24 protein-coding genes and 2 tRNA genes are annotated in these 22,901 nt (G+C 40.7%); 7 read left to right on the forward strand and 19 right to left on the reverse strand.

What is annotated here, in order from left to right:
• Positions 1-88 precede the first annotated feature (88 nt).
• Positions 89-994, forward strand: coding sequence for an SDR family oxidoreductase (locus tag P9989_RS21230; RefSeq protein WP_283076818.1), 906 nt, complete (start codon positions 89-91; stop codon positions 992-994).
• Positions 995-1,046: 52 nt separating this feature from the next.
• Here the strand turns inward: P9989_RS21230 and P9989_RS21235 are convergent.
• The 4 genes from P9989_RS21235 to P9989_RS21250 form a co-directional block, all read right to left on the reverse strand.
• Positions 1,047-1,119 (reverse strand) — tRNA-Phe (locus P9989_RS21235).
• Positions 1,120-1,173: 54 nt separating this feature from the next.
• Positions 1,174-1,250 (reverse strand) — tRNA-Asp (locus P9989_RS21240).
• A 99-nt stretch (positions 1,251-1,349) separates the two neighbouring features.
• The gene (locus P9989_RS21245) at positions 1,350-1,901 is read right to left on the reverse strand and encodes an LOG family protein (protein ID WP_283076819.1); all 552 of its coding nucleotides are present in this window, start codon (positions 1,899-1,901) and stop codon (positions 1,350-1,352) included.
• Between the two features lie 73 nt (positions 1,902-1,974).
• Positions 1,975-3,264 carry an adenylosuccinate synthase gene (locus P9989_RS21250; RefSeq protein ID WP_283076820.1) on the reverse strand — a complete coding sequence of 430 codons (1,290 nt, stop codon included), beginning with the start codon at positions 3,262-3,264 and terminating at the stop codon, positions 1,975-1,977.
• Positions 3,265-3,492: 228 nt separating this feature from the next.
• Here P9989_RS21250 and P9989_RS21255 point away from each other — a divergent pair, with 228 nt between their 5' ends.
• Together P9989_RS21255 and P9989_RS21260 are read left to right on the forward strand one after the other, a co-directional pair.
• On the forward strand, positions 3,493-4,266 hold the full coding sequence (locus P9989_RS21255; RefSeq protein WP_283076821.1) for a DeoR/GlpR family DNA-binding transcription regulator: 774 nt from the start codon (positions 3,493-3,495) through the stop codon (positions 4,264-4,266).
• Entirely contained in the window at positions 4,263-5,123 is an 861-nt protein-coding gene (locus tag P9989_RS21260) for a Cof-type HAD-IIB family hydrolase (RefSeq protein WP_283076822.1), read from the forward strand. The genes P9989_RS21255 and P9989_RS21260 overlap by 4 nt, the downstream gene beginning before the upstream one ends.
• A 171-nt stretch (positions 5,124-5,294) precedes the next feature.
• Here the strand turns inward: P9989_RS21260 and dnaB are convergent, their stop codons facing one another.
• Genes dnaB through P9989_RS21280 form a run of 4 tightly spaced genes read right to left on the reverse strand, consistent with a single transcriptional unit; the run spans position 5,295 to position 10,090 of the window.
• On the reverse strand, positions 5,295-6,656 hold the full coding sequence (gene dnaB / locus P9989_RS21265) for a replicative DNA helicase (RefSeq protein ID WP_283076823.1): 1,362 nt from the start codon (positions 6,654-6,656) through the stop codon (positions 5,295-5,297).
• Positions 6,657-6,690: 34 nt separating this feature from the next.
• The gene (gene rplI, locus P9989_RS21270) at positions 6,691-7,137 is read right to left on the reverse strand and encodes a 50S ribosomal protein L9 (RefSeq protein WP_283076824.1); all 447 of its coding nucleotides are present in this window, start codon (positions 7,135-7,137) and stop codon (positions 6,691-6,693) included.
• Entirely contained in the window at positions 7,134-9,107 is a 1,974-nt protein-coding gene (locus tag P9989_RS21275) for a DHH family phosphoesterase (protein WP_283076825.1), read from the reverse strand. The genes rplI and P9989_RS21275 overlap by 4 nt, the downstream gene beginning before the upstream one ends.
• A gap of 35 nt (positions 9,108-9,142) precedes the next feature.
• Positions 9,143-10,090, reverse strand: coding sequence for a YybS family protein (locus P9989_RS21280; RefSeq protein WP_283076826.1), 948 nt, complete (start codon positions 10,088-10,090; stop codon positions 9,143-9,145).
• Positions 10,091-10,241: 151 nt separating this feature from the next.
• On the opposite strand from P9989_RS21280, the gene P9989_RS21285 reads away from it, so the two are divergent.
• Entirely contained in the window at positions 10,242-11,057 is an 816-nt protein-coding gene (locus tag P9989_RS21285; RefSeq protein WP_283076827.1) for a histidinol-phosphatase HisJ family protein, read from the forward strand.
• A 358-nt stretch (positions 11,058-11,415) separates the two neighbouring features.
• Positions 11,416-13,086, forward strand: a complete 1,671-nt coding sequence (locus P9989_RS21290) for a peptide ABC transporter substrate-binding protein (RefSeq protein WP_346274880.1) — start codon at positions 11,416-11,418, stop codon at positions 13,084-13,086.
• 49 nt (positions 13,087-13,135) lie between these two features.
• Here P9989_RS21290 and hmpA read toward each other — a convergent pair whose 3' ends face one another.
• Positions 13,136-14,356, reverse strand: coding sequence for an NO-inducible flavohemoprotein (gene hmpA / locus P9989_RS21295; RefSeq protein ID WP_283076828.1), 1,221 nt, complete (start codon positions 14,354-14,356; stop codon positions 13,136-13,138).
• A gap of 185 nt (positions 14,357-14,541) precedes the next feature.
• On the opposite strand from hmpA, the gene P9989_RS21300 reads away from it, so the two are divergent.
• The gene (locus P9989_RS21300; RefSeq protein WP_283076829.1) at positions 14,542-14,979 is read left to right on the forward strand and encodes an Rrf2 family transcriptional regulator; all 438 of its coding nucleotides are present in this window, start codon (positions 14,542-14,544) and stop codon (positions 14,977-14,979) included.
• A gap of 63 nt (positions 14,980-15,042) precedes the next feature.
• Here the strand turns inward: P9989_RS21300 and rpsR are convergent, their stop codons facing one another.
• From rpsR to P9989_RS21335, 7 genes are all read right to left on the reverse strand, one after another.
• A complete protein-coding gene (rpsR, locus tag P9989_RS21305) occupies positions 15,043-15,270 on the reverse strand; it encodes a 30S ribosomal protein S18 (protein WP_163527903.1) in 228 nt (75 codons plus the stop codon).
• 22 nt (positions 15,271-15,292) lie between these two features.
• Entirely contained in the window at positions 15,293-15,778 is a 486-nt protein-coding gene (gene ssb, locus P9989_RS21310; RefSeq protein WP_283076830.1) for a single-stranded DNA-binding protein, read from the reverse strand.
• A 12-nt stretch (positions 15,779-15,790) separates the two neighbouring features.
• A complete protein-coding gene (gene rpsF / locus P9989_RS21315) occupies positions 15,791-16,081 on the reverse strand; it encodes a 30S ribosomal protein S6 (RefSeq protein ID WP_283076831.1) in 291 nt (96 codons plus the stop codon).
• Positions 16,082-16,226: 145 nt separating this feature from the next.
• Complete coding sequence (ychF, locus tag P9989_RS21320) at positions 16,227-17,324, reverse strand: redox-regulated ATPase YchF (protein ID WP_283076832.1); 1,098 nt, start codon at positions 17,322-17,324, stop codon at positions 16,227-16,229.
• Positions 17,325-17,550: 226 nt separating this feature from the next.
• Entirely contained in the window at positions 17,551-17,748 is a 198-nt protein-coding gene (locus P9989_RS21325) for a DUF951 domain-containing protein (RefSeq protein WP_283076833.1), read from the reverse strand.
• Between the two features lie 25 nt (positions 17,749-17,773).
• Positions 17,774-18,658, reverse strand: a complete 885-nt coding sequence (locus tag P9989_RS21330; RefSeq protein ID WP_283076834.1) for a mechanosensitive ion channel family protein — start codon at positions 18,656-18,658, stop codon at positions 17,774-17,776.
• Between the two features lie 55 nt (positions 18,659-18,713).
• Positions 18,714-19,730, reverse strand: a complete 1,017-nt coding sequence (locus P9989_RS21335) for a YkvI family membrane protein (protein WP_283076835.1) — start codon at positions 19,728-19,730, stop codon at positions 18,714-18,716.
• A 91-nt stretch (positions 19,731-19,821) separates the two neighbouring features.
• Between P9989_RS21335 and yyaC the strand changes: the two genes are divergently transcribed.
• Positions 19,822-20,430: a spore protease YyaC gene (gene yyaC, locus P9989_RS21340; protein ID WP_390305773.1), complete on the forward strand. Its 609-nt coding sequence runs from the start codon at positions 19,822-19,824 to the stop codon at positions 20,428-20,430.
• A gap of 15 nt (positions 20,431-20,445) precedes the next feature.
• On the opposite strand, the gene P9989_RS21345 is transcribed toward yyaC, so the two are convergent.
• The 3 genes from P9989_RS21345 to P9989_RS21355 form a co-directional block, all read right to left on the reverse strand.
• A complete protein-coding gene (locus P9989_RS21345; RefSeq protein WP_283076836.1) occupies positions 20,446-21,150 on the reverse strand; it encodes a DUF554 domain-containing protein in 705 nt (234 codons plus the stop codon).
• A gap of 87 nt (positions 21,151-21,237) precedes the next feature.
• Positions 21,238-22,080 carry a ParB/RepB/Spo0J family partition protein gene (locus tag P9989_RS21350; RefSeq protein ID WP_283076837.1) on the reverse strand — a complete coding sequence of 281 codons (843 nt, stop codon included), beginning with the start codon at positions 22,078-22,080 and terminating at the stop codon, positions 21,238-21,240.
• The gene (locus P9989_RS21355) at positions 22,061-22,834 is read right to left on the reverse strand and encodes a ParA family protein (RefSeq protein ID WP_283076838.1); all 774 of its coding nucleotides are present in this window, start codon (positions 22,832-22,834) and stop codon (positions 22,061-22,063) included. The genes P9989_RS21350 and P9989_RS21355 overlap by 20 nt, the downstream gene beginning before the upstream one ends.
• Positions 22,835-22,901: the final 67 nt, after the last annotated feature.

Raw genomic sequence — 22,901 nt, forward strand, 5'->3', positions numbered from 1 at the left:
CCACAAAAATAGGGACTCCTCCAAAAGTGACCAATTATTTACATGTGAATAACCTAAAGAAAAGCAATATTTTTCTAGGAGGGTCCTCATGTATCCAAACTATCCTTATTACACTGTAACCACTACTACCGAATATAAGGCGCTCACATTTCCGCCTCAGCATCAGCCCAAGCAGCCAGGCATTGAAGCCTTAATGAACCCAAAACCAATTATTGAAAGTAACAACTATGAAGGCAGCGGAAAGCTTACTAATAAAGTTGCGATCATAACGGGTGGTGATAGTGGGATCGGAGCTGCAGCAGCCATTGCCTATGCTAAGGAAGGGGCAGACCTAGTCATTCCATATTTTTATGAATATGAGAATGAGGATGCCTTTCGTACTAGGGAGCGCATAGAAGAGCTTGGACAGAATTGCCTCCTTCTTAGGGGAGACCTTCGAGATCCAGCATACTGTGAATTTGTTGTAAACAAAGCAGTTGAAAGCTTTGGTAAGTTAAATATTATTGTGAATAATCACGGGGTGCAATTTCCTCAAAAAGACTTACTTGATATTACAAACGAGCAATTTGATGACACGTTTAAAACAAACATCTATTCCTTTTTCTACCTGACGAAAGCTGCTCTCCCTCATCTATCTAAAGGGGATGCGGTCATTAACACGGCCTCAGTTGTGGCGTATGAAGGGAATAAATTGTTAATGGACTATTCTGCCACAAAAGGCGCAATCGTTGGGTTTACCCGCTCCCTGTCACAAAACCTTGCTGAGAAAACTATCAGAGTCAATGCAGTGGCTCCTGGACCAATTTGGACACCCTTGATCCCATCAAGTTTTTCCGAAGACAAAGTAAAGACGTTCGGTATGGAAGTACCTATGAAACGAGCAGGGCAGCCATTTGAATTGGCACCCATGTATGTATACCTGGCTTCTAATGATTCGCGTTATGTAACTGGTCAAGTCTTTCATGTTAACGGAGGGGAGATGGTAAGTTCCTAACGTAAGAGTTAATAAAAACGTCCGTGAGTAACTCACGGACGTTTTCTAAGAGTGGCTCGGGACGGAATCGAACCGCCGACACACGGATTTTCAGTCCGTTGCTCTACCGACTGAGCTACCGAGCCATAATGTTATTAAATTCAAGTTGAGCCTTCGCTCTTTGGTGCCCATATGTAAAATGGCGGTCCGGACGGGACTCGAACCCGCGACCTCCTGCGTGACAGGCAGGCATTCTAACCAGCTGAACTACCGGACCATTTCTTACGGCAACGATATTTATCATATCACAGAGATATACAAACAGCAATAGATTTTTTGATAACCCTCCAAGAGAGAAATAAGGAACGGGGACTCCCTATTTCTCTCTTAGCCAACTTTTCATCTTTTCTACAAGCTCTCCCGGTTCAGTAGCTTGTAGTATCAAGCTCCTGTTTGATTCAGAAACGAATCCTGCTTGAATCGCATGATCAATCAGATTTAGTAGCGGAGTATAATAATTCTCGGTATTTAATAAGGCAATGGGTTTAGTGTGCAACCCGATTTGTGCCCATGTTATCGTTTCGAATAGTTCCTCGAATGTCCCAAAGCCTCCAGGCAATGCAATAAAACCATCAGCCAGTTCGCTCATTTTAGCTTTTCTTTCATGCATAGTTTTGACTTCAATAAATGAGGTTAGCTTTTGGTGAACAATTTCTTTTTCAAAAAGCGGTGTCGGCATAATGCCTGTCACACTTCCCCCTGATTCTAGAATGGAATCAGCAAGCTCTCCCATCAGTCCACTTTTAGCTCCACCGTAAACAAGTTCAATTTGTTCCCGAGCAAAAACTTCTCCCAACATTTTGGATTGTTCCGCAAATGCCCGGTTACTCCCTAGTTTTGCTCCAGCATATACACATATTCTTTTCATAATAAGCTCCTTTCCTCAAACAAAACACGCCCCCCATTAACAAGGAAGACGTGCCTTATTCTTTCTATTGATACTATTCGCTATATACACTTCGTACAACATTCGTTTGTGAACGATCAGGGCCAACTGAAAAAATAGACAACGGAATACCTGTCAGCTGTGAGACACGCTCTAAATAATGACGAGCGTTCACAGGCAGATCAGAAAGTGTTTTGGCTCCTGTAATATCTTCGCTCCATCCCGGCATTTCTTCATAAACAGGTTCACATTCAGCTAACACTTTCAAGCTGGCTGGAAATTCTTTAATGATTTCACCCTTGTATTTGTAAGCTACACAAATTTTTAAAGTCTCAATTCCTGTCAGGACATCAATAGAGTTTAAAGAAAGGTCGGTGATCCCACTAACTCGACGCGCGTGCCGAACGACCACACTATCAAACCAGCCGACACGACGCGGACGTCCTGTTGTCGTTCCATACTCGCGGCCTACCTCCCGAATCTGGTTTCCTACTTCGTTATCAAGTTCTGTAGGGAACGGGCCATCTCCAACACGTGTAGTATAAGCTTTTGATACACCTACTACATGTTTGATTTTTGAAGGACCGACACCTGAGCCGATGGTGACACCACCTGCTATAGGGTTTGAGGAAGTAACAAATGGGTAGGTTCCCTGATCAATATCCAGCATAACCCCTTGAGCTCCTTCAAACAGAACCCGACGGCCTTCATCTAAACTATCATTGAGGACAACTGATGTATCACAGACATATTCTTTTATTTGCTGTCCATACTCGTAATATTCATCTAGAATTTCATCTACAGTAAATGGTGTTGTTTCATATACTTTTTCAAATAAACGATTTTTTTCTGCTAAATTCTGTTCAAGCTTTTCACGGAAGCTTTCTTTATCCAATAGGTCTGCCACACGGATTCCGGTTCTCGCGGCTTTATCCATATAAGCAGGTCCAATTCCTTTTTTCGTTGTCCCGATTTTATTGACACCTTTTTCTTCTTCTTGCAGTGCATCAAGTTTTAGGTGGTATGGAAGGATAATATGTGCACGGTTGCTAATTCGTAAATTATCCGTCGATATCCCTCGGTCATGTAAGTACTTCAATTCTTCTAAAAGAGCCTTCGGATCGACAACCATTCCATTTCCTAACACACAAATCTTTTGATCAAAAAAGATCCCAGAAGGAATAAGATGCAATTTATAAGTGACTCCATCAAATTTAATGGTATGCCCCGCGTTATTCCCGCCTTGATAACGAGCCACAACTTCGGCATTTTGTGACAGAAAATCAGTAATTTTACCTTTACCTTCGTCGCCCCATTGGGTTCCGACAACTACTACTGAAGACATATGGCACCTCCGCCAATAGAATTTACTTTTTAAATTAAATACATGGTCAGTTTATCAATATTACAGAAATTCGTCAACGTAAATCCGAACGATGTTTAATAAATTACTTCATAATGTTCGATTATATCCCTTTTTCTCCAAATACTTATAATTACTTAATATAACTTACATTACTTGAATTGTAATGAAATATTACTTATAATAGCTTATGGAGGGAGGTAGTTTACTATGTATCAAGAGGAACGGCTTATTGAGATCCTTACTTACTTAAGTAATGAGAGACGAATTTCAGTAGAGAAAATTTGTGAACTCTTTGGCGTTTCCCGTGATACAGCCCGAAGAGACCTCGTAAAGCTTGAAGAACAGCAAGCGATCTTACGAACAAGAGGGGGAGCCATCCTGCCATCTACTCGTAATAAAATTAAAGACTATCCCAATCGCCTGCAGACTGATTCGGGAGAAAAATTCCACATTGGCCGAAAAGCGGCCTCTTTGATTAGAAATGGCGATAAAGTGATATTAGATGCCTCGACCACTGTTCAATCGTGCGCAGACCAAATGAAAGAACTAGACTGTACCGTCATTACAAATTCCATTAACCAAGCAGAAATTTTATCAAATAAAGCAAACATAACCATTCATTTACTTGGAGGACAGCTGCACAAGGAACATCGTTTTTTATATGGCACATCAGTCATTGATCGGTTAGCAAAATATTACGTCGATCATGCCTTCATTGGAGTAGTTGGCATCTCCGAGCATGGGTTAACCATTGCTCATGAAGAAGATGGAATGGTAAAAAGGAAAATGATTGAGCAAGCCAAACAGGTTACAGTTCTTGCTGACCATACCAAGATAGGGATAACTGACTTTTACCAGTATGCCGGCTTAGAAGATATCGACCTATTGATCACAGACCGTGCACCTTGTCTCGAATTTCAAGAACTTCTCAGCACTCACAAGGTCGAATTAGTCGTTACAGAGGAGGAAACGTCATTATGAAGATGATTGCTATTGATTTGGATGGAACCCTTTTAAATAGTCACAGTTTAATTAGTGAAGAAAATATAGCAGCAATTAAAAAGGCTCAAGCTAGAGGGATAGAAGTGGTTATTGCGACAGGACGTGCTGAATTCGATGTGAGAGAAGTTTTCAAGAATACAGGGCTGGTGACATGGGTAATAGGAGCAAATGGAGCTACTATACACCGGCCTGATAGGAGGTGCTTTGACGCTGTTTCGCTTGATCCAAAGGATGGAGAAGAGATTTTGCAATGGCTTGAACAAGAGGAATTCTATTATGAAGTCTTCAGTGATTCAGCGATTCTTACTCCACAGAATGGACGCGAACTGCTTAATATTGAACTTGACCGAATACGAAGTGCTAATCCACAAGCGGATATTTCCGATCTAAAGGTGGCGATGAACAAGCAATTCGGACAGCAAGGATTTCTGCATGTAGGATCCTATCAGGAGATTCTGGCAGCTGGCGTTCCACTTTACAATGTGCTGGCTTTTACGTTTGATCAAGATAAACTCATCACAGGCCGGCGTTATTTTGAGTCACGCGACGATTTAACATTAGTGAGTTCTTCTCTTCATAACTTCGAACTTGAACATAAGGATGCTTCAAAGGGCAATGCACTATGGAAGTTAGCGGAATATAAAGGCATCCCTCTGCAAGATACCGGTGTAATCGGAGACAGCCCTAATGACCTGTCCATGTTCGAAGTAGCCGGACACAAAGCAGCGATGTCAAATGCGCATGACTTAGTGAAAAAAGCTGGTGACTTTATAACAAAGTCCAATGATAAACATGGGGTTGCCCACGCCATTGATACATGGCTTCAATCATACTGATTCATACACAATCGGCGTAACTTACTATCGAAGGCGTAACGAGTTGTGATGAATATAAAATCAGGCGCCTGAGCATTTAATGCCCAGGCGCCTTACTATTAAAAAACCACCTCAGGTCATCCAAAATTTGGATGACCTGAGGTGGTAAAAAAAGGTACCTCTTTCTATCTTTTAGGCTGGCGGAACGTCTGCGTCACTGTATCGTCTATCAAGGTCAACGAATTTGTTGTATTCCTTTACAAAGGCGAGTTCTACATTACCGACCGGGCCGTTACGTTGTTTGGATATAATAATTTCAATAATATTTTGGTTTTCTGATTCCTGATCATAATAATCATCACGGTATAGAAATCCTACGATGTCTGCATCCTGCTCAATCGAGCCCGATTCACGCAGGTCGGACATCATTGGACGCTTATCCTGCCTTGACTCTACACCACGTGACAACTGGGATAATGCAATTAACGGGACATTCAACTCACGAGCCAGACCCTTCAAAGAACGGGAAATTTCCGATACTTCCTGCTGACGGTTCTCCTTAGAATTAGCACTTCCTTGAATGAGCTGCAAATAGTCAATCAAAATCATACCTAGTCCATGTTCTTGCTTAAGCCGACGACACTTGGAGCGGATTTCGCTCACCCGAATACCCGGTGTGTCATCGATATAAATCCCTGCATTCGAAAGACTCCCCATTGCCATGGTCAGTTTGTTCCAATCATCAGATTCCATATGCCCTGTTCGCAAACGCTGAGCATCAATATTTCCCTCTGCACACAGCATACGTGAGACGAGTTGATCAGCACCCATTTCCAGGCTGAAAATAGCCACATTCTCTTCCGTGTGTACAGCTACGTTTTGAGCTATATTAAGAGCAAACGCCGTTTTACCCATGGAAGGGCGGGCAGCGATTATAATCAAATCATTTCGCTGGAACCCCGAAGTGATTTGATCTAGGTCCCGATACCCGGTCGGAATTCCCGTTACGTTTCCATCATTGTTATGAAGCATTTCAATATTATCATATACATCGATTAACACATCTTTAATACTTTTAAATGCCCCAGAATTTTTTCTGCTGGATACCTCAAGAATATCTTTTTCTGCTGAATTTAAAACATCTTCTATGTTCTCTTCTTCAGCAAATCCGCTCGTTACGATATTCGTCGCAGTGCGAATCAACCCACGTAAAGTCGATTTCTCACTAACGATTTTCGTATAATAGCCGACATTTGCAGCCGTCGGCACAGAGTTCGCGATATCACTTAAATAGGAGACACCGCCAACTTCTTCTAACACTTTATTATTGGATAACGCCGTGGTCACTGTCACAAGGTCAATAGGATCACCACGATCTGATAAAGTAAGCATTACTTCAAAAACCCGTTGGTGACTTGCTCTGTAAAAATCCTCAGGCAGCAAGTATTCTGCGGCCGTGGACATAGCTTCCGGTTCCAAAAAAACCGCCCCTAGTACCGCTTGTTCCGCTTCGATATTATGCGGCGGGGTGCGGTCATTCCATAGTTCACTCACATGCTGTTCCTCCCCTAGTCAAGCAAAGGGTTCGTTATTTCCCTTCAATATGAACACGAATTGTGCCTGTAACCTCTGGATGCAGCTTTACAGGTACATTTGTATACCCAAGTGTACGAATAGGATCGTCTAACTCAATTTTACGTTTATCAATTTTAATATTGTACGATTTCTTCAGTTCTTCAGCAATTTGTTTACTCGTTATAGAGCCAAACAACCGTCCGCTATCACCGGATTTTGCTGTTAGTTTCACTTCCATATCCGCTAGTTTTTCCTTGAGCTGTTCGGCTTCCTTCACTTCTTCCTTAGCAAGCTGCTCTTGTTTTGCATCTTTCGCTTCCTGTGCCTTAAGGTTTCCGCTCGTAGCCTCGACAGCTAAATTGTGTTTCAAAAGATAGTTCCGTGCATACCCATCAGAAACGTTCTTAGTTTCCCCTTTTTTCCCTTTTCCTTTTACATCAGCTTTAAATATTACTTTCATTCTTCTTCTCCTCCCTCAAAGTATTCATCAATTATATCTTGTAATAACGCTCTCGCATCTTCAATTGTTGTATCTTCAAGCTGGGTGGCAGCATTAGTTAAATGGCCTCCCCCATTCATACGTTCCATAATGATCTGCACATTTACATCACCTAGTGAGCGAGCACTAATGCCAATACGGCCATCTTTTCGTTCAGAAATTACAAACGAACATACAACCCCCGTCATCGTAAGTAATGTATCTGCGGCTTGAGCAATGATGACCGGACCATAAGCTTCGCCGTGCTCTCCGGTTGAAATCGCAATTCCATCCCGGTACACATTGGCTTTTTCAATTAAACGGCTTCGCTTTACATAAACATCTAAATCTTCTTTCATAAATTTCTGCACAAGAACGGTGTCCGCTCCTTTTGACCTTAAATAGGAAGCGGCATCAAAGGTCCGAGAACCCGTGCGTAACGTAAAGCTTTTTGTGTCGACAATAATCCCTGATAACAATGCTGTCGATTCAAGCATAGATAGTTTCAGTTTCTTCGGCTGATACTCAAGTAACTCAGTTACTAGCTCTGCAGTAGAAGAAGCGTATGGCTCCATATAAACAAGTGTCGGATCCGATATGAATTCCTCTGCACGGCGATGGTGGTCAATCACTACCACATGTTCTGTTTTATTTAGAAGCTTTTCTTCGGCAACAAGCGATGGCTTGTGTGTGTCAACGACGACCAGCAAAGTTTCATTCGTAACAAGTTCAAGGGAATCTTCCGGAGTAATAAAGTTAGACCATAACCCCTCATCCTCCTGAATTTCTTCAATCATCCTTTGGACACCTGTATCAATATCATGAGGGTCAAGAACAATAGCCGCCGGTTTATCATTGGCCTGAGCAATTTTCAAAATCCCAATAGCTGCGCCAACCGAATCCATGTCTGGTGATTTATGACCCATAATCAGCACTCTTTCACTTTCCTGAACCAGTTCCTTCATAGCATGCGAGATGACCCGGGCACGTACTCTTGTGCGTTTTTCCATTGGATTCGTTTTCCCACCGTAGAAACGAACTTTACCGGTATCATCTTTAATGGCTACCTGATCTCCGCCTCTTCCGAGTGCGAGGTCAAGGCTTGATTGCGCTAATTCCCCTAGTTCCGGCAGACTCACAGGTCCTACTCCGACTCCGAAGCTTAGTGTCAAGGGAACATTTTGATTCGTAATGAGCTCTCTGACCTCATCTAAAATCTCAAATTTAGAACGTTCAAGGGTTTGTAAGATCTCCTGGCTCATAACGGCAATAAAGCGCTCCTGGGATGTACGTTTAAGATAAATACCATAATCCCCTGCCCACTTGTTTAAGGTGGATGTCACTTGTGAATTAATTTGACTCTTATTCGTATCATCCATTCCCTGAGTAATTTCTTCATAGTTATCAAGAAAAATAATAGATAAGACGGTCTGCTCATTTTGATAAAGATTATGAATCTTGGTCTGGTTTGTACGATCAAAAATATATAATAGACGCTCATCACGTTTAATTAAGGTGTGAAGTTTATAATCTTCAATCTCTAACCAAGTTTCGCCCTGGTCTTCTTTAATTTGAGCAATTAAATCATCAGAAAGAGTGGTGAGTGATTCTCCAACAATTGTGTCCTGTTTGGTAAATTTGTTCATATATGGATTGGCCCACTCTACCTTATAATCCTCACTATATAGAACAATCCCAATAGGCATCTCAAGTAATGCTTCTTCTCCTACCTTTTTCACTCGATAGGAAAGTGTTGATATATATTCCTCAGTTTCACTAATCATGGTCTGCTCTGTGCGAACACTATAGAATATAGATGCAGCGAGAAACAGTGTCATCAACAATCCAAGCATCCACTGGTAATACCAGATAAAGCAAAGAAGCAATAGAGAGATGACATAGATGACCCACAGATGTCCGCTCATAGTCGGTTTTTTAAAAAAATTCGGCATTTCATTCAGCTCCTGCCATTTTGTACGAGCTATCGTTACTTTTTAGCTTGTAAACGTTCGCGTAACGAGAATCCTATATCAATTATACCTAAGATTCGTACAAGATAAAGTAGGATTGTTGGTAAAAGCACACATGCTATAACTGCTATGATCGGCAGCGCCTTTGTTTTCTGTTTAACATGGGCATAGAAAGCAATAAATGCAATCCCCTGAACGACTAAAAGCGTTCCAGTTAGGGTGAAAACATTAATAGCAGCTAAATAACCTATACCATCACCAGCTGCAAATATAAAGTTAAAAATTAAGGCAAAAAAGTAATACCATAATACGGAAGTTGGCAAGGTGAAGTTTCTAAAAGCGGGAAATTGAAACTTTTTACCTTCCACCCGATTAATTAGTTTATAGCTTGCCCATTGACTAATAAAGGCATAAAAAATACCTAAAATAGCCAGAATACTAGGAATTAAGTCAGGAAGTGTTTCCATTTGCTGTCGTAAACCTTCAAGTTGTTCCTCCGTCTGTCCTTCCCCGCCAAAGGTACCTAACATTCCCTCTGTTATCGCAAATGCTTCATCTAAGGCTGTCTGAATTTGTTCCGTCCAGCTGACTCCAAACAATAACTGTGACATCAAGTATATGACAACAAGACCAATGATAAAACCAATGGAGCCCATCGCCCATGTTTCGTATGCTGACCTCTTATTATTCATAGAGGCCCCTACAAATATCCCACCAATTCCTGTAAGTAATGTAACAGGTAGTGAAAAGACCGTTGCAAACAAGGAAGCAAATATAGCGACAGCAATCAGCATGAGTCCCCCTGGTTTCCACCCATGCCTGTAAGTATAAAACACAAATGGTATTGGTAATGTAAGGATCAGAATAGAGCCAATAATTCCAGGAAGAAACAGAATTAACAATAACACTAGCAGATAAATTCCTGTCATTAAAGCCCCTTCTGTGATTCTTCTCGTATCATTCATTTACGTGCACCTCGTCTTTACTAAAAAAACTATACTAACTTCCCTATTTTAACATACCAGGCAACAACTCATCTTTCTTAGCGTTTTGTCTTTAGTGTAATATGTTGATATGATAGGACAAACAATTTTAACCAAGTTAGGAGGAGTAAATATGCGAACTGATTATCATGTACATATGGCTGAAACGGGGAATTTATCCATAGATTATTTACGTACTTATATTGAAAAGGCTAAACAAGAAGGGATAGAAGAATTAGGGATTTCAGAACATGCTTACTTTTTCCAGGAAACATCAGACATTCTGTCTAACCCTTGGGTGGAAAATCGCCGGACATTAGAATTCAAACAGTACCAGCAAATGTTTGATGCGGCAAATGATGCTGGTCTGCCTATTAAAATGGGTATTGAAATGGACTATATGCCTGGCAAAGAAGCGGAAATGCAGCAATTTATCGAGGCACATCCTTTTGATTATGTAATAGGTTCCGTACATTGGATTGATGAATGGGGCATTGACTTAGCTATATTCCGGGAAGAATACGAGAAACGCGATTTGCATAATGTTTACCAGGAATATTTTGATCGAGTTGTTACTTTAGCAGAATCAGGCCTTTTTGATTTCGTCGGCCATATTGACGTCATTAAAGTGTTTGGCTATCGCCCAGATGATAAGGAATTTCTCCAAGAACAGTATGAACGTGCCGCCCAGGCCCTTGCCAAAACAAATACTTGTATCGAAATTAGTACAGCCGGTTTGAGGAAGCCGGTCGGTGAACTATACCCCGACCCAGATCTTTTAAAGGCTTGTAAGGAAAAAGGTGTAGGAATCGTCCTCTGTTCAGACGCCCATAAGCCGGACCATATTGGTTATTCTTACGATGAAGCTATTAAACTAGCTCGAACAGCTGGTTACGATGAAGTCCATGTATTTACCAAGCGGGAAGCACGAACGGAACCTATAATATAAGTGTCCGTACCCCCAGGTGGAGATGAATCCATCTGGGGGTTTACTTTTGTATAACTACTCGACAGCACCGGGCATGGAAGAGTTATATTTCAATCCTCCACGCCATTCTCATGATAGAGAGTCCCTACTCAATCTCTTTACCTCATAGTTTGTCCTCTCAACACATACAAACATCTCTGTAGTAAAAAGTATTATTCTTTTTTATCCTATTAAACATATGTTCAATGTCAATCGGTCAATATAAATAGTTTTTTTCTTTTTTTTCTTTAGTAAAAACACTGAAAATTTATAGAATTATCTGTATAATTCAAAAGGTAGAAAAGATTTAGAATATTACCACATTAGGGGGAGGATTACTTTGAAGAAAGGCAGTTTATGGCTATTATTAGTATTAATGATGACATTCGTATTAGCTGCGTGTAGCGGTGGTGAAAGTACATCAAGTAATTCTAGTGGAGAAGAAGGAAGCAGCAGTGAAGGAGAAAGTGATGTTAAACAGGAAATAACTATCACAGCAAAAAGTGAAATTGCAAGTATGGATCCTTCATTAATTACAGATACGGTTTCATTCCAATGGGCCGGTGAAACATTAGAAGGACTTTTCCGATTGGACAAGGAAGGTAACCTATCACCAGGTATTGCCAAGGATAGTTCTGTTAGTGAGGATGGACTTACCTGGACTTTTAACTTGCGTGAAGATGCTAAGTGGGCCAATGGAGATCCTGTAACAGCACATGATTTTGTGTACTCCTGGCAGCGTGCAGTAGACCCTGCAACTGGATCTGAATATGGACCCTATTTCCTTGGCGGTGTTGTCAAAAACGCTACAGCCATTAGCGAAGGTGAAATGGATCCATCAGAACTTGGTGCTGTGGCCGTTGATGATCATACATTAGAAGTTCACCTTGAAAAACCTGTTCCATATTTCAAAAATATGACTGTATTCATCACATTCATGCCACTTAACAAGGACTATGTTGAAAAGCATGGAGATAAATTTGGTACAGAAGCGAAGTTCACACTGGCTAATGGTCCATTTAAAATGACAGAGTGGAACCACGGCGAAGGATGGACACTTGTTAAAAATGAATCTTACTGGGATGCAGATGCCGTTAAACTGCAAAAGCTTGAAGGAAAAGTCATTAAAGAAATTTCAACAGGGGTTAACCTCTATCAATCTGGTCAAATTGACCAAACAGAGCTCAATGCCGAATTCGTGGATCAGTATTCAACTTCTGAAGATTTCAGAGTAGCAGAACAGCCGTATTTATATTTCTTCAAATTCAATCAAGCAAATGAAGTATTAGCAAATTTACATGCTCGTAAAGCTATTTCCCTTGCTATTGATCGTCAATCCTTAGTTGACGTAATCTTAAACGATGGCTCTGTCGTAGCAGAAGGGTATGTTCCATCTAACTTTGTGAACAAACCTGGTACCGACAAAGGATTCCGCGAAGTACAAGGATCACTTGTAGAATCTAATGAATCTAAAGCTAAAGAACATTGGGCAAAAGCACTCGAAGAACTTGGAAAAGAAGAAGTTACTTTAGAAATTTTAGGTGATGATACAGGAACATCACAAAATGCTATGGCTTACTACAAAGACCAATTAGAAACAAAACTTGAGGGACTTACAATCAAACTTGTTCAAGTACCATTTAAAGAACGTGTGCGACGCGGACAAGAATCAGAGTTTCAGATCCTTGCAGCGACTTGGGGACCTGACTACGTTGACCCGAACACCTATTTAAATATGTATTTGACAGACGGACAAAACAATAACATGAATTTCTCAAGCGAAAAGTATGATTCCCTGATTGCGAAAGCAAATGGCGAATATGCTCAACAACCGCAGAAGCGTTTTGAAACATTCCTGGAAGCTGAAAGATTACTTCTAGAAGAGTACGCTGCTGTAGCACCGATTTATCAGGATGCGAAAGCAATGCTGTTCAGACCATCCATTAAAAACGCATTCGCTACTGCTACTGGCCCAGAATTTGAATTTAAGTGGGCATATGTAGAAAAATAATCTCAACAAAAACACATCTGTTGATTTTTCAACAGATGTGTTTTTTGTTTTAATCGAGACTTCCTTCCGGACCAAAGAACTCATAATTTCTTCTTTCCTCTGGTATTCCCCATTCTTTTAATGAATGATGAACAGCCTTCATAAACCCTTCAGGTCCACAGTAATAAAAATCTGCATGTTGAGGCACATGTTCCTGAAGCCACTCTAAATCAATATACCCTTTTTTATCATATCCCCTATCCTGTTCCGATGGACTTTCATAGATAGTATGTGTTTTTACGAAGGGATGATCTGCACTCACTTGACTCATATCCTCTTTAAACGCATGAACACTGCCATTTCGCGCTGCATCGATAAAGTGAATATCGCGGCCCGTCTGTTTCGTGGTGGAGGTCTTAAGCATACTCATTAATGGCGTTAACCCTACACCACCACTAAGTAGCACGACAGGGTTTTCTGATTCTGTATTTAAGTAGAAATCTCCAGCAGGGGCACTGATTGATACGATATCGCCAGTCTCTATTTGATTGTGTAAGAAACTAGATACGATACCTGCCGGATTTCCTCCATATTCATCTTCCCTTTTCACACTGATACGATAATAGCCTTTACCAGGGGAATCTGATAGGCTGTATTGTCTTAAATGGGTATGGTCTTCACCGGGAACTTCAGCCTTAATCGTAATATATTGACCTGGTTTATAGTCCGCTAATTCCCCGCCATCCACCGGTTCTAAATAGAAGGACGTGATCACATCACTTTCTTTCACCTTCTTCACAATCCGAAACTCACGATAACCATTCCAACCACCTTTTTGCGCAAAAGCTTCATGGTACTTCTGTTGTTCAACCGCAATAAATGCATCTGCAATCACACCATAAGCTTCTCCCCATGCTTCGATAATATCATCAGTAGCAGCATCTCCAAGAACCTCTTTAATAGCCAGAAGCAAATACTCACCAACAAGAGGATAGTGCTCCGGTTTGACGTTTAAACTCCGGTGCTTTTCAGAAATCTGTATAACTGTCGGCATGATCACACTTAAATCATCAATATGTTGCGCAGCAGCATAAACTGCATTGGCCAGAGCCTTAGGCTGTCTCCCTGCCTTTTGGTTCGTTTGATTAAAAATGTTTTTTAATTCAGGTTGATCCGCAAACATACGCTGATAGAAGCACTTTGTAATGGCTTCTCCATGCTCAGCCAGCACAGGTACAGTTGACTTAACAATTTTTATTGTTTCTTCACTTAATCTAACTTTTACAGTCATAGAAATATTCCTTTTAAAAGATGTATTTTTAATACATCTTTATTGTAAAAACAATTGCACTTTAAAAGCAATATTATAAATACACCTTTTGTGACAATATTGTAACAAGGCAAACACTTGCAAGCTAAAAGACAACCTGCGGATTATATGATAAGATAATGGAAAACCAAAATGAGGATTTTTATATGCGCTTAAAAAAATACACTGATTATGCTCTTAGAGTACTAATTTATACATCTTCTCTCCCGGAAGGTGAATTAGCGAGGAAAAAGGAAATCTCTGATGTCTTTCATATTTCTGAGAATCACCTCGGGAAGATTATTCATCAGTTAAACAAACTTGAGTTAATAGAAACGATACGTGGCAGAAGCGGGGGAATTAAGCTGGCTAAGGAACCCCGGGATATTAACATTGGCTATGTAGTTAGAGCTATGGAGGATGATTTTCTTCTGTTGGAGTGTTTTGATAATGACACCAATTACTGTGTGATCACGCCAGCCTGTAAACTAAGGCATGTACTAAATGATGCATTACGTGCCTTTTTAGAGGTAGTCGACAACTACACACTCTATGATTTATTATCCAATAAGGATGAGTTAAGAGAGCTAATGGATATTACCTAAAAAAGTTTATTAAAAAAGCCGTTGAGTTAGTTAAATAACTCAACGGCTTTTTACGTTTGCTATTTATTCAGCACTGTAAGGTAATAGTGCCATTTGACGAGAGCGTTTGATTGCTTTCGTCAATTTACGTTGATACTTTGCAGAAGTTCCAGTTACTCGACGAGGAAGAATTTTTCCACGGTCGGAAATGAAACGTCTAAGCAAGTCTGTATCTTTAAAGTCGATGTGTGTGATTCCGTTTGCTGTGAAGAAACACACCTTTTTGCGTTTACCGCGTCCACGACGTGCCATGAGGCGTCCCTCCTTTACTTATTTAAAATGGTAAATCATCATCTGAGATGTCGATCGGTTCACCATTATCGGCGAAAGGATCGTCATCTTTTTTATTATTATTGGAACCGAAGTTATTTCCTTGTTGTTGTTGATTCTGATTTGGCTGGAATCCTGAACCTTGTTGGCCGCCTCCACCCTGGGATGCACCCTTAGATTCTAGGAACTGTACGCTGTCTGCAACAACTTCTGTTACAAACACACGCTTACCTTCTTGATTATCGAAGCTTCGGGACTGCAAACGCCCGTCCACACCGATAAGACTGCCTTTGCTCATAAAGTTGGCAAGGTTTTCAGCAGCTCGTCTCCAAACAACACAGTTAATGAAGTCTGCATCACGATCACCCTGGTTATTTGAAAATGGCCGATTCACTGCAACAGTGAAGTTGGCAACAGCCACCCCATTTGGCGTATAGCGTAAATCCGGATCCTTCGTTAATCTGCCGACTAAAACGACACGATTTAACATCAGAACCACCCCTTATTTGTCATCTTCGCGTACAGCGATGTGACGGATAACATCATCCGAGAACTTCGCTTGACGGTCGAATTCATTGATCGCGTCACGATCACCTTTGAAGTTGATCGTTACATAGATCCCATCACGATAATCGTTAATTTCGTAAGCAAGACGACGCTTGCCAACTTCTTTAACATTTTCGATTTCCGCACCATTGTTTGTAAGGATACCGCTGAAACGCTCAACTACAGCTGTTTTAGCTTCCTCCTCGATATCTGGGCGGATGATGTACATGATTTCATAATTTCTCATCCGTTTTCACCTCCTTATGGACTTAACGGCCCCTTTAACATTGAAAGGAGCAAGGAGTAATTTAACTATAATTACTCACAATGTTGTATTATATCAAAAGTGCCTTGGAAATACAATATGTTAACGGAGAGATCCGGGTTTTAGCTTATACGTTGAATCGGAAATGGATTACATCGCCATCTTTTACTAAATAATCTTTACCTTCTAAACGAACTCGGCCACGATCTCGAGCAACTCCCATTGTCCCAGCATCTACAAGGTCTTCATAAGAAACTGTCTCTGCGCGAATAAACCCGCGTTCAAAGTCAGTATGGATAATTCCCGCAGCTTGAGGAGCAGTCATTCCTTCTTTAAAAGTCCAAGCACGAACCTCTTGCTCACCAGCTGTAAAATAAGTAGCTAGTCCTAACAAGTTATATGTTGCTTTAATCAATTGATCCAGTCCAGATTCTTCAATACCAAGGTCCTCAAGAAACTCTTGTTTTTCCTCACCATCCAGCTCGGCAATTTCAGCTTCGATTTTTGCACATACTACAATAACCTCTGCATTCTCTTGAGCTGCATATTCACGAATTTGTTTCACATTATCATTGTCTGCCTCACCAATTTCATCTTCACTAACATTAGCCACGTATAAGATTGGCTTAGAAGTTAATAAGTGCAGGCCTTTAACAATCTTCAGCTGGTCTGTTGAGAATTCAACCGCTCGAGCAGGTATTTCACTCTCAAGACTCTCTTTCAGCTTTTCTAGGACGGCATATTCAGCTACTGCATCCTTATCTTTTTGGCGAGCCATTTTAGCTACCCGGTCCAAACGTTTAGAAACAGTTTCAAGATCTGCTAAAATCAATTCCAAATTAATTGTTTCGATATCTGATATGGGATCTACTTGTCCTGAAACGTGTGTAATATTCTCATCTTCAAAAGCACGTACAACATGACAAATCGCATCCACTTGGCGAATATGAGACAAAAACTGGTTTCCTAGTCCTTCTCCCTTACTGGCACCCTTAACAATTCCAGCAATGTCGGTAAATTCGAATGCTGTCGGAACTGTTTTCTTCGGATTGACCAGTTCAGTTAACTTTTCTAATCGAGGATCCGGCACCTCCACAATCCCAACGTTTGGATCAATGGTGGCAAACGGATAGTTCGCAGACAATGCTCCAGCCTGCGTTATTGCGTTAAATAACGTAGACTTGCCCACGTTAGGCAACCCTACAATTCCAGCTGTTAATGCCATATAAAAATTCCACTCCTTAAGGATTTACATACATGTATGTTCGGTCATATCAATTATAGATACTGTACAAAAAAATAACAACCTATGCAAAATAGAAAACAGACCCCTTAAGGAAGCCTGTTTTTCATATTTTGTCTATTTAATTATTTAAATGTCAGTAACCTTACATATCAGCTTAAAGCAAATCCAACTCTAATGTATTAGCTGAGCTTTTTTAAATACCTTGTTATTGTTCATTCGTTTCGAGTACTTTTTTCATCTTTGTTTCAAATTTCTTGCGCGGGATCAGCACACTGTGACCGCATCCTTCACACTTAATCCTAATATCCGCACCCATGCGAATAATTTTCCAGCGATTTTCTCCGCAAGGATGTGCTTTCTTCATTTGAACTACATCATTTAAATGATACGTTTTCTCTGCCATAGCTTTTTGCCTCCTGAATACATAATTATGATGGTTCTTGCCTTGTTTCTTCTTCATGGCGTGAATACATAACAATACGCGGATAAGGAATCTCGACCCCTTTCTCTTCTAAACGCTGTTTCACTTCCCTGCGAATGGCACGAGCCACGCCCCAGTGCTCCATAGGGACTGTTTCGCTAATGATCCTCATCATGATGTCTGAAGCGTTCAAGTTATCTACACCTAGCAATTCAGGTATTGCCGTCATCTGTTCATAACGTTCTGGTAATTCCTCAAGGAGCTCGGATATGACCTGTTCCGCATATTCAATGTTATTCTCATAGGCAATCCTTACATCAACTACAGCAATGCTGTTATGAATGGAGTAGTTGGTGACCTGGGTGACATTTCCATTAGGGAGAATATTGATCTCACCTGTCCAACTTTTGATTTTAGTCGTCCGTAAACCGATTTCCTCAACAAACCCCTCTACACCAGAAGTCAGTACATAGTCTCCTACAGAAAATTGATCTTCAAAGATAATAAAGAATCCTGAAATGATATCACGCACAAGATTTTGTGCGCCAAAACCAATAGCTAAGCCGGCCACACCAGCACCGGCAAGCAATGGACCTATTTTGATACCGAATACTTCCAATATCATTATAAATGCTGTGAAGTAAACGATGTATGTCATTGTATTGATTACAAGTTTTTTGAGGGTAGATTCACGACGTGCCGTAATCTGAAATGGGCCGCGTCGGCGGTTCTCAAAAAACTTTGAAATAATTTTACTACCAATTCTAATAATTAATAACGAAACTAATAGAATGAGCAATATTTGCAGCAGGCCCTGTCCTAATTCCATCCATAGTTTAGGCCCTGTAATATATTCAATGGCTTTATCCCACTCTGACACAGCTTCCTTCATAGTCACCCTCCTAAGTTTCAGCAGTATAGAATATGAAACTTATTTTAACAGGTTTCTATCGAATTTTGAATCGATGTATGAAGGGAGATAGCAGAAGGGAGCCCAAGACATATAAGTTAAGCAATCCATAGAGAGGATATAAATATTCTATCAATGTAGAGAAACCAAAGGATGTAAAAGGGATCATAATGGCAATCGTTATCATGGAAAGAATCCATAACGGTTGTTTTAGATACTCTCTGAACCGAGTTACGATTCCGAGCATCCCTGAAGCAGCGGTCGTAAACATAGCAATCCACATTACGATCGACATAAATATCATCATTTCAAACGGGTACTCTTTTAATATAGCGAATAAAGGAATTTCATATAATATGATTTCCTCCGAAATTTGGATCAAACTATTATTATATAAATAAGAAACAACTCCCAATAGAAGACCGCTACCTATACTTGCCACCCATATTTCACGCCTACTTTCAATTTTATTTCCGATAGCCCCAAGAACGGCTATTAACGGAACAACATTAAGAGCTGTAAATGGGAAAGCAGCTTTCCAATTGCTTGTCTCCTTTATGTGTCCGAACATTGACAGGTTCTGATCATGAGTAAACAGAAGTAAAACAAATAGCAGCCCACCAATTAACAATGGTAGAACTAGACTATTAACTGTCACGATTCCTTTTACATCCCAGACAAACAGTAAGATTAAGGGGATAATAATCGCTATTACTCCTAACCGGTAGGAAAAATGAAAGGCTTGCCATGTTGCTCCACTCCCCGCCAGCATCACCACTGTTGTTGTAAATAAATATATGATAATCATTCCGTCATAGATACCCGTCAAGTGTTTTCCAACCACTTTTCTAAGAACAGGCAGATAATGACTCGCCCTCTGTTCATAGCTGATTCTCATAATACTCATACAACAAAAGCTAAACATAATCGAAAATAAAAGGATCGCCAGACTGCTATCTTGTCCGAAAAACTGCCACAGTTCTCTACCAGAAGCATAACCAGCGCCAATTGTTGTTCCTATGATTAAGCACACCCATTTAAAACCTGCTCTCACTACAACCGCTCCCTACTCGATATATTTTGCCACGTATAGAAACATGAAAAGGCTTATATACTGTTACTAATATGTGTCTGGAGGGGTACCTATGAATGTTAAGGACAAGTTTTCAAAAGGTGAGCAGCGTGTCCATGTAGACGATCCAAATATGAGCGAACAACTAAGCCATTACTTATTGGAGTCCCTTCCTAAAGACAAGCAAGTGATTATTGCTTGCATCGGCACCGACCGATCAACTGGAGATTCATTAGGTCCGTTGATAGGTTCGATGTTGCGCGACCATTCTCTAAGAACCTTCCATGTTTACGGGACATTAGAGCATCCCTTACATGCCCTGAACCTGAAAGATACAGTAAAGGCTATATACCGTACCCATCCATCACCATTCATCCTTGCTATCGATGCCTGCCTTGGAAAAAACTCTTCTATAGGAAGTGTATCTATTGGACAAGGGACCCTTAACCCTGGGGCTGCATTAAAAAAGGATCTCCCGCCTATAGGTGATATTCATATCAGCGGAATGGTTAATGTAGGTGGTTTCATGGAATATGTAGTCCTGCAAAATACCCGCCTGCATCATGTTATGAATATGGCTGCAAAAATTGCTGCAGCCATCCGAATGGCAGAAGAAAAACGCGGGCGCGGGGCTTATACTTATCAGCCTTTAATAGCCGCAACAAAAAAACAGCAACGGTGAGTTTCCGTTGCTGTGCTAAAACCATTGCATAACATAGATAATGATTCCGACAATGAATAATGAGGGTAATAAATTTGCCACCCGTATTTTAGTCAACTTAAGTAAGTTTAAGCCAATTGCAACAATGAGTAACCCGCCCGTTGACGTCATTTCCACAATAAATAAATCGAGCATCTCTTGGGGGACCCACTTATTGATTTGCGTCGCCAGTAAGGCAATCCCCCCTTCGTAAAGTACAACAGGGATAACTGAAAAAATCACACCTATTCCGAGTGTAGAAGTTAATACTAAAGCAACAAATCCATCAATGATTGCTTTAGTAATCAACACTTCATGATCATTCCGAAGACCACTATCTAAAGCTCCGATAACAGAGAGTGCTCCTATAACAAAGATAAGTGAAGCCGTAATAAACCCTTGAGCAATAGTTGACTGCTGCTCAGGTCTTGTGAACTTCCTCTCGACCCAGCGACCAATATACTCCAGGCGCTCCTCCAAATGAAGGGCTTCTCCTACGACAGCACCTATTAGCAGACTAAGTAAAACTACAACTATATTTTTCGTTTCAAACCCCATCTGCAAACCTATCAGGATAACAGCTAAGCCAACGCCGCTCATAACCGTTTCTTTAAACCGTTCCGGAATTTTCGTGAAAATTAAGCCAAGCAATGTACCAACAAATATACATACTCCATTTACAATAGTACCTAATAATACCATAATGCACGCCCCAATAATTGTTTCACGTGAAAACCGTATAAAATATAAGAAAAAGGCCTGGATACCATTCGGCCATACTGTTTGCTCTTATGAATTATCCAACCAGTTTAAAATCCGCTCCAGGTCCTCGTCATTTAGAAACTCAATCTCAATTTTCCCTTTCCGTTTGCCTTTATGAATGGTGACCCCTGTCCCCAAACGCTGTTTGAGACTCTCTTCCCTCTCACGGATAAAAATATCTTTTTCAGGTTCTTTCGCGTCCTTTTTTGGTTTATCTTCATTTATTTCTAAGATGAGCTTTTCGACCTGACGTACGTTTAACCCTTCTGATTCAATACGTTTCATAACAGGAATAACCTTTTTCTTATCCTTCAATCCTAAGAGGGCTCGACCATGCCCCATAGATAAGGAGCCATCATTAATCCGTTCACTGACCTCTTGTGGCAGGGTCAGCAATCGTACGAGATTAGCAATATGTGAACGACTTTTACCAAGTCGCTTAGAAAGACTGTCCTGAGTGACCCCCAATTCCTTGATTAGGTTTTGATATGCATGCGCTTCTTCTATAGGTGTTAAATCTTCACGCTGAAGATTTTCAAGGAGAGCTAACTCCATCATTTCATCATCCGTCAATTCCCGGACTAAAACAGGAACAGATTCAAGTCCCGCCTGCTTGGCTGCACGAAAGCGCCGTTCCCCTACTACAATTTCGTAACCCTTTATACTTTTTCTCGCAATCAAAGGCTGAAGAATTCCATGTTCTTCAATAGATTGCTGAAGTTCATTAATGGCTTCTTCAGTGAAATGTTTACGTGGTTGGTATGGATTGGGTCTACAATTCTTCACTTTTATTTCATGAACCTGTTCGTCGTCCTTAACATTCATGTCGTTAAATAGCGCATTAATGCCTTTACCTAACCCTCTCGCCATTTGCCATCACTTCCTTCGCTAAGTCTAAATATACTTCAGCCCCGCGTGATTTGGCATCATATAAAATAATTGGTTTGCCATGACTCGGCGCTTCACTTAAACGAACATTACGGGGAATAACTGCCTTGTAAACACGATCCTGAAAATACTTCTTCACTTCTTCAATCACTTGGAGGCCTAAGTTTGTACGAGCATCCAGCATCGTCAATAAGACTCCTTCAATCATAAGATCTTTATTCAGGTGCTTTTGAACAAGACGAATAGTGTTAAGCAGCTGACTTAATCCCTCGAGAGCATAATACTCACACTGAACAGGGATCAAAACTGTGTCTGATGCTGTTAAAGAATTAATCGTTAACAGACCTAATGAAGGTGGACAATCAATAATGACATAATCATACTCATCTTTCACTTCATCAATGGCATGCTTGAGCCTTACTTCTCTCGAAATTGTAGGGACAAGTTCAATTTCCGCCCCAGCTAACTGAATGGTAGCTGGAATGGCATCCAGGTTTTCTACCATTGTTGACGTACGAACTCGAGGAGCATCAACTCCATCTACTAATACATCATATATACATTGGTTTACTTCACCCTTTTCTACACCAACACCACTGGTAGCATTACCTTGTGGGTCAATATCAACTAAGAGCACCTTATTGTTCAAGTAAGCCAGGCATGCGCTTAAATTGACGGCTGTTGTTGTTTTTCCAACGCCACCTTTTTGATTGGCAATGGAAATCACTTTACCCATGCTGTCACCTGCCTCTTTCCAAAGACTTTACAAACTGACCATTATCATCACTTTCTTTCACATCTGT

It is taken from the genome of Halobacillus naozhouensis (assembly GCF_029714185.1).
Lineage (GTDB): Bacteria > Bacillota > Bacilli > Bacillales > Halobacillaceae > Halobacillus_A > Halobacillus_A naozhouensis.